The organism is uncultured Fibrobacter sp. (assembly GCF_900316465.1).
Lineage (GTDB): Bacteria > Fibrobacterota > Fibrobacteria > Fibrobacterales > Fibrobacteraceae > Fibrobacter.
Window position 1 is genome coordinate 41,712 of the sequence record NZ_ONDD01000011.1, and the last position, 14,898, is coordinate 56,609.

The 14,898-nt window shown below is 51.2% G+C and carries 15 protein-coding genes; 4 read left to right on the forward strand and 11 right to left on the reverse strand.

What is annotated here, in order from left to right; genetic code table 11:
- Window positions 1–116: 116 nt before the first annotated feature.
- Both QZN53_RS05750 and QZN53_RS05755 read left to right on the forward strand, forming a co-directional pair.
- Window positions 117–1,190 carry a serine hydrolase gene (locus QZN53_RS05750; RefSeq protein ID WP_163437923.1) on the forward strand — a complete coding sequence of 358 codons (1,074 nt, stop codon included), beginning with the start codon at window positions 117–119 and terminating at the stop codon, window positions 1,188–1,190.
- 17 nt (window positions 1,191–1,207) lie between these two features.
- Window positions 1,208–1,981 carry a sulfite exporter TauE/SafE family protein gene (locus QZN53_RS05755; protein ID WP_163437924.1) on the forward strand — a complete coding sequence of 258 codons (774 nt, stop codon included), beginning with the start codon at window positions 1,208–1,210 and terminating at the stop codon, window positions 1,979–1,981.
- Here QZN53_RS05755 and QZN53_RS05760 read toward each other — a convergent pair whose 3' ends face one another.
- The 3 genes from QZN53_RS05760 to nhaA are packed head-to-tail and all read right to left on the reverse strand — an operon-like array spanning window position 1,982 to window position 4,675.
- Window positions 1,982–2,932, reverse strand: coding sequence for a hypothetical protein (locus QZN53_RS05760; protein ID WP_163437925.1), 951 nt, complete (start codon window positions 2,930–2,932; stop codon window positions 1,982–1,984).
- A 46-nt stretch (window positions 2,933–2,978) separates the two neighbouring features.
- Complete coding sequence (locus QZN53_RS05765) at window positions 2,979–3,329, reverse strand: GIY-YIG nuclease family protein (protein WP_163437926.1); 351 nt, start codon at window positions 3,327–3,329, stop codon at window positions 2,979–2,981.
- Window positions 3,329–4,675 (reverse strand): Na+/H+ antiporter NhaA, encoded by a 1,347-nt coding sequence (gene nhaA, locus QZN53_RS05770; protein ID WP_163437927.1) that lies wholly within the window; start codon window positions 4,673–4,675, stop codon window positions 3,329–3,331. The genes QZN53_RS05765 and nhaA overlap by 1 nt, the downstream gene beginning before the upstream one ends.
- Before the next feature lie 310 nt (window positions 4,676–4,985).
- Here nhaA and QZN53_RS05775 point away from each other — a divergent pair, with 310 nt between their 5' ends.
- Window positions 4,986–5,876, forward strand: coding sequence for a DUF58 domain-containing protein (locus tag QZN53_RS05775; protein WP_073057186.1), 891 nt, complete (start codon window positions 4,986–4,988; stop codon window positions 5,874–5,876).
- A 31-nt stretch (window positions 5,877–5,907) separates the two neighbouring features.
- Here QZN53_RS05775 and QZN53_RS05780 read toward each other — a convergent pair whose 3' ends face one another.
- Genes QZN53_RS05780 through QZN53_RS05800 form a run of 5 tightly spaced genes read right to left on the reverse strand, consistent with a single transcriptional unit; the run spans window position 5,908 to window position 11,534 of the window.
- Complete coding sequence (locus tag QZN53_RS05780) at window positions 5,908–6,555, reverse strand: CatB-related O-acetyltransferase (RefSeq protein WP_163437928.1); 648 nt, start codon at window positions 6,553–6,555, stop codon at window positions 5,908–5,910.
- Window positions 6,556–6,569: 14 nt separating this feature from the next.
- Entirely contained in the window at window positions 6,570–8,522 is a 1,953-nt protein-coding gene (locus QZN53_RS05785; RefSeq protein ID WP_163437929.1) for a TetM/TetW/TetO/TetS family tetracycline resistance ribosomal protection protein, read from the reverse strand.
- Window positions 8,523–8,534: 12 nt separating this feature from the next.
- Entirely contained in the window at window positions 8,535–8,750 is a 216-nt protein-coding gene (locus QZN53_RS05790) for a hypothetical protein (protein ID WP_294652041.1), read from the reverse strand.
- Window positions 8,743–10,143: a DNA methylase gene (locus QZN53_RS05795; protein ID WP_163437930.1), complete on the reverse strand. Its 1,401-nt coding sequence runs from the start codon at window positions 10,141–10,143 to the stop codon at window positions 8,743–8,745. Before QZN53_RS05795 ends, QZN53_RS05790 begins: the two co-directional genes overlap by 8 nt.
- A 14-nt stretch (window positions 10,144–10,157) precedes the next feature.
- Window positions 10,158–11,534, reverse strand: coding sequence for a sensor domain-containing diguanylate cyclase (locus QZN53_RS05800; protein ID WP_163437931.1), 1,377 nt, complete (start codon window positions 11,532–11,534; stop codon window positions 10,158–10,160).
- Window positions 11,535–11,687: 153 nt separating this feature from the next.
- Here QZN53_RS05800 and QZN53_RS05805 point away from each other — a divergent pair, with 153 nt between their 5' ends.
- A complete protein-coding gene (locus tag QZN53_RS05805) occupies window positions 11,688–12,242 on the forward strand; it encodes a DUF1353 domain-containing protein (RefSeq protein ID WP_163437932.1) in 555 nt (184 codons plus the stop codon).
- Here the strand turns inward: QZN53_RS05805 and QZN53_RS05810 are convergent.
- The 3 genes from QZN53_RS05810 to QZN53_RS05820 form a co-directional block, all read right to left on the reverse strand.
- Window positions 12,239–13,309: a hypothetical protein gene (locus tag QZN53_RS05810; RefSeq protein WP_294652045.1), complete on the reverse strand. Its 1,071-nt coding sequence runs from the start codon at window positions 13,307–13,309 to the stop codon at window positions 12,239–12,241. The genes QZN53_RS05805 and QZN53_RS05810 overlap by 4 nt on opposite strands.
- Before the next feature lie 134 nt (window positions 13,310–13,443).
- Complete coding sequence (locus tag QZN53_RS05815; protein ID WP_163437933.1) at window positions 13,444–14,115, reverse strand: hypothetical protein; 672 nt, start codon at window positions 14,113–14,115, stop codon at window positions 13,444–13,446.
- The gene (locus QZN53_RS05820) at window positions 14,115–14,825 is read right to left on the reverse strand and encodes a tetratricopeptide repeat protein (RefSeq protein ID WP_294652047.1); all 711 of its coding nucleotides are present in this window, start codon (window positions 14,823–14,825) and stop codon (window positions 14,115–14,117) included. The genes QZN53_RS05815 and QZN53_RS05820 overlap by 1 nt, the downstream gene beginning before the upstream one ends.
- Window positions 14,826–14,898 lie beyond the last annotated feature (73 nt).

Here is a 14,898-nt window from a genome sequence, read left to right on the forward strand (position 1 = left end):
ATAAGAATTATCCCGTAAAGAGCTCTTACGCGATTTTCGTTTTCTATAGTCCTAGAGAACACAATCAAAATATAAGATATTTCGGAATAAAAATTCACTATGCTATATTTCTACACATGAAGTTCGAAAAAGAAGCATTGGAAGGCCTGCTCAAGACGGCAGAATCCGAGGGAATTTTCAACAAAGCGGTCGCCGGATTCATTTTGCCCGACGGAAGCCGTGAGGTTTTGACGCTCAACACGCCCAAAAATACAGTTTTTGACATTGCAAGCCTTACCAAGGTATGCCCCACCTCTACGCTCGCCCTGAGTTACATTCTCGAAGGCAAGCTATCGGTCGACACCAAGGTTATCGACTACATTCCCGAACTTCAGACCAATTTCCGCGAAGACATTCGCGTATTCCACTTGCTGACGCACAGCCTCGATTACCGCGTGCCCATGAAGACTTTACGCACGCTGCCTGCCGAAGGCATCTTGGATGCCCTTTACACCTACCAGTTCAAAAAGGCTCCCGGAGCCGACTTTAATTACGGCAATCCTGCCAGCGTGTTACTCGGGATTATATTACAGCGCCTTACCGGCAAAGATTTGCAGCAGCAAGGTCGCGAGCGATTCTTTATTCCGCTCGGCATGACACGTTCCGGCTGGGACCCGCTTGACCGCGACTGGAATCCCATCCCGAAGGCAGAAATCTCGCCTACCGAAATTTGCAGTTTCAGGGGTCGCGAAATCCAAGGCGAAATTCACGACGAAAGCGCCTGGGTACTGCGAAAGCTGTTCCCCGTGGGCAGCGCCGGCATGTTCAGCTGCGTACCCGACCTACTGAATTTCGTACAAACTATCTTAAATGACGGCGTCGCCGACAATGGCAAACGCGTTATGCCTGCAGGCATTCTGAAAATGGTCAGTGAAAACGCCTTTGCGCTTGACTCTGCAAGCAAGTATTCTACCGCCAAAGACGCATGCACCGCCCTCGGCTGGGAACTGAACAGCACCAAGTTCATGGGCACCAAGATTTCGCCGCACACCTTCGGTAAAACCGGATTCACCGGCGCAAGCATTGTGGCCGACCCCGACAAGGGTGCCGCCGTCGTACTGCTCAGCAACTTCACCTACCCGCACCGCGAAGCAAACGCCGACCGCATCCACGCCTTCCGCGCCAAGCTCTCCGACGCCTTCTTCGGATAATTCTATATTTGGGCGCGATGAATTTCGAGCCTACAGCACTTGCACTTTACGCCGCCTACTTCGTGTTAGGCGCCGTTGTAAGTCTCATCAACAGCATCGCGGGCGGTGGCTCTACGCTGAGCCTTCCGATTATGATTTTCCTCGGGATGCCCGCAACCGTTGCAAACGGCACGAACCGTATCGGACTCATCATCGGAAATTTCAGTAGCGCATTCAACCTAGCCCGTCATGGCTACCTGAACAAGCGTATTTTCTTGCAATTGCTTACGCCTACGATTCTTGGTGCTCTTCTTGGCGCATGCTTTTTGGTGCACATTGGCGATAAGCTATTCCAGGCAATTCTCGCTGTCGTCATTTGCCTTGTGGTCGTGATGAGCAACCTGAACAAGAATGTCTTGGGAAAGCCGCCTGCAAATCCGCCTGAAAAGTTGACTCTCAAGGGAGCCCTCGGCTTTTTCGTCATTGCCGTTTACGGTTGCATCGTGCAAGTGGGCGTCGGGTTCGTGCAGATTTTCGGGCTCACGCGCTACACCGGACTTGCGCCCATCCAAATTAACGCTCTCAAAAATTCCCTCACCAACGTGTTCTTGGTGGTAAGTACCATTGCGCTCGGCGTGACTGGCAAAATCAACTGGCCCATCGCCATCATCATGGCAGGCGGCGCCTGGGTCGGTGGCTATTTCGGCAGCTTCTTGCAGCGTAAAAAGGGCAACAAGTTTATCCAGCGATTCATTAGCGTTTGCAGCATCGGCATGGCAATTGCGCTTGTTGTGGACTTGATTGTGAAATAATCAACTCTTGATGTTCTTATAGTGTTCGACTAGCTGCTTTAAGTTGAACGCTTTCTTTTTTTCTTGTACGGTTTTCAGGCCCGACAAAATCTCGGCAAAATAATTCGCCAAATCCGCATCGCCTGCCAAAAAAGCTTCTTCGCAATTCTTTTTCGCTACTGCCACAACATCCAGATTGAATCCGAGTGTAATGCCGAAGTTCTTTAAAGACTCTGTCACGTTATCGTCATTCGATTGATCGTTTTCGACATCGACCATTGTGGCGTAGCCCAAAATATCGTCAACGATTTCATCTAGAACGCTACCAGAATCCGTATAATTCAATCTCGCAAAACTGCAGTATACAGCTTCCAGATACATCTTTTTATAAAGGAAGTAGTTGCGCAAGAATCTAAAACAGAGAATCAAGTCGCTCGCCCTGTAGGTCACCTTCAGTGCAGCCACCGTATCTTCCAACACATTATCCCAACGGCCTTGATCACTATGAATCCTTGCAAGCATCAGCCTGTATTTTGCCGAGGCCGGATTCCACTTTGCCGCATTGGACATTCCCTTCTCTGCATCAGGATAGTTTTCCAAATACAATTCCAAAAGCCCCGCCTGTCGCCAAATAAATTCCATCGGGCAACAAGAATGAACGTTCTTTACTAATCGATTTGACTGGGATTCAAAATAATGCCGGTAAAGCGCGCGCTCCATTCGGCTAGAAATCGAAATATATTCAACGGAATCGTCAGAAATAAATGGATGATCTTCGGCCACCTTCATTAAAGGCTTGACAAGATCCAAAGCAGTTTGATAATCCCTTTCGTTCGTTTGCACATCGAGCGATTCCTGCAAAAGACTCATCACGCCATCGCGCCCCTCAAAAACCTGGAGCTTTTTCCCAAAGATGGCCGCTCGAACACGAAACAGAGCTTCAAGCGTATTTATTCTGTCAGTAAAAAACATGTCATCCCCTATTTTGACAGATTCATTCTTGCAGAAATATACAATATCAATCGTCGTGAGAGGTAATGTTTTTCCGTTTTTCGCGGCGCAAGCGTGTGCGACTTTCTTCAAGGGTTTCGCCGAGGCCTTCAATCAATTGCGCAGCCAAGGCTTCGTCGCCAGCGGCGAGCAGCTCCTTTTGCGGGCGGGGCAGTTTCTTGATGCGCGCCTCTAGGCGGAGCGCCTCTTCGTGGGAGGAAAGCTCGAATTTTCGCAGAATGCACTGCGGCGGGAACGCCTTGGTAAACTTGGCTCCCTTGCCGGATTTATGTTGTTCAAAACGAGCTTCTACATCCACAGCATACCCCGTATAAATGCGGTCACCCGCACAACGGAGCATGTACACAAAGTGCGGCATTACGATTCTTCGTGATGCGCCTTCGACACCAGGTTCATGTAGATGGTGCCAAGAATCGCGGCACAGAAGCTACCCAGCAGAATACCGAGCTTCGCGGAATCCTGACGGTCGCCCACCTCGAAGGCGAGGTTAGCCACAAACAAGGCCATGGTAAAGCCGATACCGGCAAGCATACCACCACCCCACAAAACCTTCCAGCTGTAGCTCGGCTTCACCGACACGCCCACCTTTACGGCGAGCAGGCTGAACAGGAAAATACCAATCGGCTTGCCCAAAATCAAGGCCAGAGCCACCGCACCCATCACAGGCACTTCCACGCCACCAAGCTTGATTTCGACACCCGCGTTGCTGAGCGCGAACAGCGGCATGATAAAGAAGTTCACCCACGGTACGAGCGGCTTGAAGAAACGTTCCTGCATCGAGATACTTTCGCGGGCACCGCGCTTCAAAAGCGTAAACACTTCGTACTGTTCGTTGCGGTCCTTCGCTTCACCCGAAAGAGCACCACCCACGCTGCCAGCGAAATGGGCAAGCTTACCCTTCGCCAGCACAGGCTTTGCCGGCACCGAGAGTCCGAGCAGCACGCCCGCAATAGTCGGGTGCACGCCACTCTTCACAAAGAACGCCCACACGGCAATACCAATCACGCCATGCAACAGCAGGTTACGCACGCCAATGCGGAACATCACGTTAATCAAGGCGAGCAGGGCAAATCCCGTACCGAGCGCAATAAAGTTCACGCCGTCGCCACTGGGGTAACCGATTGCAATCACCAAGATTGCACCGATATCGTCTGCAATAGCCAACGTCAAAATCATCACGCGGAGAGCATGCGGAACCTTCTTTCCGAGAATAGCCATGCAGCCCACCACAAAAGCAATATCAGTCGCTGTCGGAACACCCCAACCGTGGGCCGCACTATTGGCGCCATGCGGGCAAAGCAGCAAATAAATCAAGGCCGGGAAAAGCATACCGCCAGCCGCCGCAATAATCGGCAAGCTCGCCGCCTTCGGGTTCCTGAGTTCGCCATAGGTCATTTCACCCTTGACTTCAAGCCCGATGTTGAAGAAGAAAATCGTCATCATGGCGTCGTTAATGAGCCAGTGCAAATCGGCCGAACCGACCCAACTGCCAATCGTGAGCGCAAAAGGCATGTGCCAAACATGATGGTAAGATTCAGGGCTGACATTTGCCCAGATCAGGGCCGCAATCGTCATGATAATCAAAACGATGCCACCGGTCGTCTCCACCTTCATCAGTCGTTCCATCGGCGTGATGATTTTGCGGATGGGGGTTTCCGGGAACAAATCTTCAATCTTGTCGCTGCTCGTTACTTTTGCCGACATAGCTACCTGTAAATAGGGTTGTGTGATTCAGCCTTTCGCCTTACAAAATAATCATTTTTTTTGCAAATGACCGCTCCAAGTTGCTTATTTTTCCATTTTTTGTATATGAAAGGGGGACGCCTCCCCCTCGTTCGCACCGCGCAGGCGCTGTTGCTCCCTACCCCCACTACGGGCGGACAGCACTTGGCGACTTGTCGCTTAGTGCGCATGGCCACCAGGGTGGGGAGGCCCCCGTAACGCCCCCGAACAGCGTACATAGCCTTTTTTAGGGATTTTTTGTATATTCTTAGCGTAAAAAAGAGACTTTGAGATGTTAGATAAAGAAGTTTTAAAGACCGTCAGCCGCATTGAACTTAGCGTTCGCGGCACGCTCGACACCGTGATGACCGGCGCATACCACAGTTCCTTCAAGGGGAACGGTATGGAATTTAGCGAAGTCCGCGAGTACATGCCGGGCGACGATGTGCGTACTATCGACTGGAACGTGACCGCACGAACGGGCACGCCGTATGTGAAGAAGTTTATCGAAGAACGCGAAATGACCATGCTTTTGATGGTCGACGCATCCAGCAGTTCCGAATTCGGTTCCGGCAAGCAGATGAAGGGCGAAGTCATGGCGACTTTGACTGCACTCCTCGCATTCGCCGCCATCAAGAACAACGACAAGGTCGGCCTGCTGATTTACACCGATCAAGTGGAACTCTTTATTCCGCCGGAAAAAGGCCGCAAGCACGTGCTGCGTCTTATCCGCGAAATCCTTTACTTCAAGCCGCAGCACCACGGCACGAACACGCAGGTAGCGCTGGAATACGCCGGCAAGATTCTGAATCGTCGTGCCGTCGTCGTGGTGATGAGCGACTTCCTCGACGAAGGTTTCGAAAACGCCTTCAAGATTCTCCGTAAGCGCCACGACGTGCTTGCGGTCTCTGTCGTAGACCCGCGTGAAATGGAACTCCCGCCCGCAGGCCTCGTAGAACTCGAAGACCCCGAAACCGGCGAAACGCTCTTGATCGATACTGGCGACGCTACCTTCCGCGAAGCATTTGCCCGCGAAGCCAAGCGCCAGGGCAAGGCGACCAAGGAACTGTTCCAGCGCATGTCCATCGACTTCGTGCGCATCGAAACACACGACGATTTCAAGGAAACGGTGGCCCCGCTTATCGAGCACTTCCGCCGCAGAGCCCGTGCGGCAAGAATGTAACGCGCCAAAGATTGCAAATTAAAAAGGTGGTTTAAACCACCTTTTTTGTTAATTCCCGAATTTTGTTCTTTACGAATTCCAAATCGCTGTTCGTGAGGATTGGAATCAACTCATTGATTTCTTCAATAGGCTTATCCCACCACTTGAATTTCAGAAGAAGTTCCGTCAGTTCTTCGTCAAAGCGGTAGCGGATTGTTTCTGCAGGATTCCCGACCACAACCGTGTAAGGCTCCACATTGCTACCGACAACGCTATTTGCGCCGATGATAGCTCCGTCGCCAATATGTACGCCCGGCAAGATCGTCGCATTTTGACCAATCCACACATCGTTTCCGATAACGGTATCGCCCTTGTACGGCAAATCGCTTTGAGCAGGCGGCTTCATGTTCCAGCCTTCAAGCGTATAGAACGGGAATGTGGAAACCGCATTCATCTGGTGGTTCGCCCCGTTCATTACAAATTCTACGCCCGCGGCAATCTGGCAGAATTTTCCGATGATGAGCTTGTCGCCGATAAAGTCGTAATGGTGCGTCACATGGCTTTCGAATTCCGAGTCAGCGATGTAGGTAAAATCCCCGACTATAATGTTCGGGTTCTTGATCGTGGGCTTAACGTAGATTTCCTTGTCGTAGCCCGCAATCGGATGAATCGTATTTGGATTAGGGATTTTTTCGCTCATACCCTAAATATATATCAAATTGTCGCAGGGCGGTAGCCAAGCAACTTCATGCTATAAAGCGCAGTGCCCTTGCTGATGCTGCGAACGCCTGTGGCGTAGCCGAAAATCTTGCGTAGCGGGACATCGGCCTTCAAGAAATGCGTCTTGCCATCGCCACCAATTTCTTTCACCTTGCCGTCGCGGGATTGGATATCACCGGTCACGAGGCCCGCGAAATTCACCGGGCATTCCAGCGACAATTCCATAATGGGCTCGTAAAGTTGCACATCGGCGGGTTTGATGAGTTTCGTCACCGCATCGGCGCAAGCCTTCTTGATCATAGGCGGCAAAGCACCTTCGGTCCAAGTGAATTCATGGACTTCAAAACAAACGCCTACAAGGGGGCCCTTGCCGAGCACACCGATTTCGGTTGATTCCAGAAGTGCAGAACGTACACCCGCCAAAATTTCGCGCGGCGCCGTTTCCAAGAATTCTGCCGACAAACGAATGTCATGAGCATCGCCATCGAGCGGGCTCGCCGAAAGCTTAATCGAAATCTTGTGGGGGCCAAGCTGGAATGTATTTTCTACCGGGCCCACATTACGGCACAATCGTTCCTGCCAACGCACCTCAGGGCTACCGGCTTTGACTTCGCAGCCGAATTCACGCTTGAGTCGGGCGAGCAATACATCAAGCTGCACTTCGCCCACGGTATGCAGGTACCAGAATCCGCCATCGTCTTTTTGTACGCGGAAACTCGGGTCCATGCGGGCAAGGACATTCAAGCTCTTTTCCACATGATGATAATCTTCGGCGCCCAAGCATTCCACGCGAGTTTGCAAGAGCGGCTGGTACTTGTCGCGAATCGAAGGTTTCGCCTCCTCTTCTTCGCAAGTAGGAATCGAGCCATCCAGAGAAATCGTCTGTCCAAGTTCTGTTTCAAAAGGGCTGCGCATGGCGTAAATATCGCCGGAGCGGATTTCGTCGACAGGCTGCAACAAGTTCGCCTTCAATCGAGAAAATTCAAAACCCGCAGGCCATTCCTTGCGTTCCATATTCGTGTGACTACGGAACAGCGAAATTTCGCCCACTCCCTTGAAATGGCGCAAGCGAATGACTTGGCCTAATTCATTGTCCGCAAATTCAGGAACATCGGGCAAGAAGAACGATAGCGCCGTTGTCAGGCTGCGAACCCCGAAGCCTTCGATAGCCGAGCCAGCATAGCACAGAGCATAGTCTTTATTCTTCGCCAGTTCCTTGAGCCCGCGCAAAAGCGTCTTGGGCGGAACCGGCTTTCCTTCAAGCGCAAGTTGCAAGACTTCGTCGTCAAAGTTGCTCGCGAATTCCACCGCTTCGGCGTAATGCTTCTTGATTTTCTCGGTGGAATCACTCACCTCACCCGATTGCGGCCAGGAATCATCCACAATTTCTTCGCCTGTATCCGAATGAATCAGGCGGCTCTTGCTGAGCACATCGAGCACGCCCGACATGCGTCCGCCCTTGTATTCCGGGAGAGTCATGAGTACCGGGCGCACGCCCAGAACTTCTTCGATATTGATCAGCGTTTCGTCAAGGGAATAATCGGGATTGTCGAGTTTATTGACAAACAAAATCGTCCGCACGCCCGCTTCACGCAGTTTACGGAAGGCGGCCACCGTTTGCGTTTCCACTCCGCTCGCGGCACTCACCACAAGCACCGCGCCCTCGACGGCAGTCAGCGCCGTGTCGACTTCGGCACCAAAATCCACATGCCCCGGGGTATCGATAAAATTGAACCAGGTGTTCTTCCATTCGAAATGCGCCACGCCGCTTTCAATGGTAATGCCGCGCTCTTTTTCTTCGGGCATATAATCCATGGTGGCAAGGCCTTCTTCTACCTTGCCCGGCCGGCGAACCTCGCCCGCCGCAAAAAGAATACGCTCCGAAAGAGTCGTCTTTCCGGCGTCTACGTGGGCAAGGATTGCAATATTTCGAACAGGCTGTGACATGATACCACTAATTTAAAAATTCTCGTCTAGCGTGAGCTCGTTCGCGACCGCCTCAAGCTTCCGTTCGGCAGTCGCATCAAGCGCCTCGGCATGCCCGCGCAACGCCGCAAACGGGTGGAAAATCTTTGCGCGATCTTCCATGCTCATACGCGGATGTTTAATCAAGAAATTCCAATCGTTCCGCGGGTACGGCAAATCGATGATGTCAGAATAATCAAAATTAGGCACGATGTCCTCCGATTTGTCCGTTGCGCTCGATGGTAGTGGCACCTTCTTGCAAGTCCATTCCCTTCACAATCGCGTTCTTGCCAAAACGCTTCTTGATGAGGAGCTCCGCCTTCAGGCGTTTCTTTTCGCGTTCCTGCTTTTTCACGTCGGTAAACAAGTCGTACTGTTCGTGGCTAGCGTCTACAATATCGGCGGCCACCAAATTCAAACGACGCACTGTTAATTTCGGGTCTACAATGCGGTCAAAAAGCTTCATGACCGCATCGGCCATCACCGATTGTGAGCTGGTATAATAACCGATACTTGCCGTGCCGTGTGCCGGCTTTGGAATCGTACGTCCGTAAAAGTCCGTTACGGTTACGCCGTGGTAAATTCCCTTGTCCACGTTTTCGCGGTCGTAACCCACCGTGAGCACCATCGCGTTTGTCACAAGGTCGTGCGCAATCAAGGTCATCGAAACCGTATCGACCATTTCGCGCACCACAAGACGCGCCTTGTCAAACGGATACGGATCTTGCAACACCTGGCCTTCGCCCGTGCTTCTGTTTCGCGGTTTTGCCTTCTTGATGTCTGCAATCGTGCAAGGCTCATAACCCCAGGCGTGGTCAATCAGGATTTCTGCATTCACGCCGAACTGCTTATAAAGCGCTTCAGGATTCTTGACACTCACGCGGGCTATGTCACCCATCGTGTAAATGCCGCGCCCTGCATTCAGTCTACAATTTTCCAGACGCTCTGCAATCCCGCGGCCCACCTGCCAAAAACTCGTGAGCGGCCTGTGCGCCCAAAGTTGCTTGCGGTAACTCATTTCGTCAAGTTCTGCAATGCGCACGCCGTCGGCATCCGCATCCACATGCTTCGCCATCACATCCATCGCAATCTTGCATAGGTACAAGTTGCTGCCGATGCCACCGGTGGCCGTAATTCCTGTAGTCGCAAAGACATCTTGAATAATCGTCTTCACCAATTCCCGTGCAGTCTTCTTGTACAACTTCAGGTATTTCGTCAAATCCAGAAAGCATTCGTCAATCGAATACGCATGAATATCTTCGGCGCTCACATACTTCAGGTAAACATTGTAGACCTTCGTGGAATATTCCACGTACTTCGCCATTTGCGGTTTTGCGATGGTGAATTCAATCTTTTCGCCCGTGCGCCGTTGCACTTCACGCACCTTCTGGTTCACCTCAAAAAGCCGCGCACGCCCCGGAATTCCGTAAGCCTTGAGCGCCGGCGTCACCGCCAAGCAAATCGTCTTTTCGGTACGGCTTTCGTCGGCCACCACCAATTTCGCCTTCAAGGGGTCAAGACCCCGGAGAATGCATTCCACCGAGGCAAAGAACGACTTGAGGTCAATGGCCGCATAAGTGCGAGATTCGCGAGGCTGGTTCATGAAGCCTCACGGTCTTATCTGTATTTTAATTCAGGGTGTTCGATGTAAAAAGACTTCTTGTCGACATACATTCGCTCGTCTGCAATATGCATTGCTCTGCGAACATCAGGTTCACCACAACATACGCCAATAGAGAAATACACGTTTTCGGACAGTTTTGCCATCGTGCGTATTTTGGCAATGCGGGTATTCAATTCGTCTTCCGAGATGCTCGAGACAAGTACTATAAATTCGTCGCCACCGGCGCGATACACGTCTTCTTCAGGGAAAACGTATTGCAGAATTTCTGCCGCCGAACGCAACACTTTATCGCCAGAGATATGTCCCTGTTCGTCGTTCGTACGCTTCAATCCGTTCAAGTCTGCAAAAACAACGGCATCAGGCGTCAGCTTGCGCCCAGCCACAATTTGGTCAATGCGGTTGTTCATTACATTACGATTTTTCACGCCCGTCAGCGAATCGATTGTACTTAGCGTTTGAAGCTTGTTCAAAAGCAAGTAACTCGAAATTTCAGATGCGATAAGGAACGTTGTAACTTCAAGCGTTTCCTTGATAATCAGCGTATTGTCGACATTAAAATTAACCGTCCACAAGTAGCCAAGCAATTCGCCGCCATGGCGCAACGGGAAAAGTATAATCGTCTTTACGCCGGAAAGGTCAAGCATCGAGCCCCAAATCGGGTTCGTCAAGCGCAGCTTTTCCATATCGCGTTCGTCTTTCACAATAATGCATGTACTGCCGGCAAGCGTTTCCGGCCATGTTTCTGCAATCGCGTAAAAGCCTTCGACATATCGCGACATCGGTTGTACTTTCAGACCTTCTCGAGTCGATTCTGCAAAAATGGAGCACTCGCGATTTTCAGCATCGGTGAGCAAAATGCAGCATTGATCGGATTCGCAAGATTTACGGATATCCTCGACCACTTCCTGGAAGGTCTGCTTGACATTTTCTGCACCGCGCAGCTTGATACAAGCGTTGAGAACGTTCGAGGCGGTGTCTCCGGAAAGGTCTGCCATAGCCGAAGAATCTGCCTTGGGCGCCACATCGTAGCAGTAAATGCAGTAACCGACGTCTTCGCGGTCGGAATCCAACGGCATCAAGAACATGTTCAGCCAGAGGCCCATCATGTACAGGTTCACATAAGCATGGAGAGGCTTGCCCGACTGCACGCAGCGGTAACAGTGGTCTTCGAAATTTTGGTTCTTCGGAAAGCACAGTTCATACGGCGAATCTGGCACAAACGGACGCCCCTGAGTCGACTCCATTTCTTCGCAATGAGCCATGTTCCCAGCCACAATGCGGATATTCCCATAAGATCCATCCGGGTACAGTTCCACGGACATCACGCAGGCTTTCGCCTTATAATGCGATAGAATCTTATCAAAATCCATACAAGTTTGCCCTCCAACGGCATTCTTTTACTCTTTTCACAAATAATTTAAAAAGATTTCAAACAAGCATATAATTCTCAATAAATTAAATCTGCAAATATTATCTTATCTTTTAACAAGCGTGCATCACTAGCGATGTACCAAAAGGAGTCTATGTCAATCTTAAAAAAGTATATCGACAAGCTGCAGAGCCGTAAATACCTGCAAAAAGACCGCAATTCCATTACCGTGGACGATGTGACCATCGATTTCCCGCTCGTCTTCGAAGGCAATGGCAAAATGTATTTCTTCAAGCTTGACCGCTACGTGTACGTCAAGGGTTCCCGCTACACCAAGGCCGACGGTAAAACCCGTGACTTCTTGCTGACATGCCTTTTCAAGAAGGGTTTCATGACTGACGGCGCATCCGCCCCGAAATTCGCACAATGGATCGTCCCCGACATCAAGAAGGGCAACGACGTCTACAACTCCGCACCGTTTATTCACGACGGCCTTTACATGCACAAGGGAACCATCACCGGCGCAGACCTCACTCGTGAAGAATGCGACGATATTCTCCGCGGTATCTGGAGAATCTCCGGCATGGACCGCGTGGTCGCAGGCGCCGCCGACCTCGGAATACAAGTCTTTGCAGGCTCATCAAGCCACTGGGGCGACGACTACAACAATTGCAAGCACCTGTTTGTCGCTAAACTTGAATACCGTTAATCGCGGTGTTCGTACAAATACAGATTCGCTTCAGGCTCCGCAAGGTCGGAGCCTTTAATTTTCCACTCGTCATCGGTTCCGGTGCGGTACTTGACCACCACACGATAGCGGTTGTCGGTCTGCAGCACTGCTTTCGGAACAGTCCAAAAGTTTTCAGTGCCCACGACCATTTCAAGCTCATGGGCATCACGAGTGTCAACGCCGTAAATCGTGATGGACTTGACCATGTCTTTCGGGTTGCGTACCTGGATGATGCTCCAGAATTCGCTGGCGCCTTCCTTGACCCAAATCGAGGTGGAATCGCCCCACACGCCTTCAACGCCTTCGCAGCTCACGAATTCCCATTCGCCGGAATAACGGCCCACTTGAATTCCCATGATGTCGCTGGCAGGAGCGCCGCCCAAATCCACGCCGCAGTTCGCATCGGGGCAACGGTCCGTAATGCGCACCGTGACTTCTTTCCAACCGTCCGGCGTTCTCGCCTTCACATGCACGCAGCCACCGCAAGCGGCACCGCCATTCCACGGGCCCTTTTCATCGCCCGGAGAAACATTCACATGGATTGCCGCATAGTATTGAATGTTGGTCTGCCCGTAATTGCAGGCACCACCCAAGCTCGTTTCTTTCGCCGTAATGCTTCCGTAGGTAGTCACGGAACCTTTGCCGCCGTTTTCGGTGAGCTCGGGGTCTGCCGCAGTAAAGCTATCGCAATTCGTGCACTTGCCATCATCGGAAGATGTGGGTGTAGAACCAGAAGAGGTCTGTGCCACACTCGACGAAGAAGCCTCCGACGCCACAGATGAAGAAGACACCGGAGCCGATTCAGAAGATTTTGCGACATTCTCCGAAAAACCCGGTTCTGTACTAGACGAAAGCTTTGATTCCGAAGACGTTTTTTCCGAACTCGAAGACTTTGCTCCGGCAGAATCATCCGCCGAAGAACTAGACAAGAGCGAGCTTTCGCTCAAAGGTGTATCAGCCGCACTCGCCGACGCATCGTCACCGCAGGCAACAATGCCCGCACTCACCAGGGCGCTAAAACAAAAAACAAGGGCAAGATTTCTCATATAGGATAATATACAAAGAGTCCCCGGCATAGTCGGGGACAAATGCATGAAACTTACCAGTCATTGCGCTCGTTGAGCGCAAGACCTTGCGGGTATCAAATGCGAACCCACAAGTGGGTTCTCGCTTGATACCCTTACCAGTCTTTTGCCGGTCTGGCTTGGCCGCGGATAGGTTTCCAGGGTTTGCGTTCGCCGTTCTGTTCGTCGAAATCCTTCAACAGCTGCGCCGCATCTTCAGGGCTCATTTCACCCATCTGCACCGGCTGTTCCTGCGGTTCTTCGCCGCCATTGCTGTCGCTAGATTCACCTTCAGGCTGCTGCTCGGGCTGTTGGCCTGCACCGCCTTCGTTGCTGTCAGAGCTTTCGGCCTTTGAATCGCTGGACTGACCATTTTCACCATTTTGATCTTGATTCTGCTGGTCTTGATTTTGGTCCTGTTGGTCCTTATCTTGATCTTGCTGATCCTTGTTCTGATCTTGGTTTTGCTGGTCCTGATTTTGATCCTGGTTCTGGTCCTTGTTTTGGTCTTGGTTCTGATCCTGGTTATTATCCTGATTCTTGTCGTTCTTCTTGTTTTCGTTCTTCTGCTCGTCCTTGGCCTCGTGAATACGGTCCAAGAGCATTTGCAGTTTCTGGTCATTCGGATAATATTGCAGACCTTCGTTACAAGTAATTTCTGCCGAGGGCAAGCGGTTTTCGATATACTGGAATGCCGCATCGCTGTAATAAGCGCTAGCAGACTTCGGTGCCGCAAATGCAGCCACCACAAGGAACAAGACCGCGACAATAGACATAATCTTTTTCATTAGATTACCTCCAAGTCGTTATCGGTGTTGCTGGCGTCAATCTTTGCCTTGGGCTTGCGACCCGCCTTGATTTCAATGACGTCATCAATGCGCTGTACATGACCGCTGAGCTGGCCAGCGGTTTCATCTTCGGCAATCAGGTTCTCAAGCATTTCCTTTGCTTCGGCGTACTTGCCGTCTTTGCAAAGCTGCAGGGCACGAGCCAAAACTTCCTTGGCCTTGTCACTCAAAGGCGGCTGCTTCTGGTCGTTATTCTGGTCCTGGTTTTGATCCTGATTCTGCTTTTGCTTGTCGAGTTCTTCTTTCAGTTTGCGCTGAACGATTTCCACGTTCTTCTTCGCATTTTCAAAAGTATTGTCGAGGTCAATGGCCTTCTTCAAGTAAGCGACCGATTCGCGCCATGCGGCAATGCGTTCGCTACCTTCAGCCGCTTTTTCGCCCATGCGGAAATGCGTATTCGCCAAATTATAGGCAGCCTTTGCAGCCATCTTCTTATCCGGCATGCGCACGGCGCTTTCGAGTTCCTTTTTGGCCTCGTCGTAGTTGCCGAGCCTGTACTGGCAAGTTCCGATATTGTAGAACAAAAGCGGGTTTGCAGGCTCCGCTTCACGGGCCTTCATGTACTTTTCGAGCGCACCGGCATAGTCGCCGTTCTTAAACAATTTATTGCCGTCATTAATGGGGCGTGCCCACAGGGCCGCCGACAGCATGCACAACAATATCACAAACAATCGCATTTTCAAGCCTTCACATTAAGTTAGCTAGAATATACAAAAATGCCTG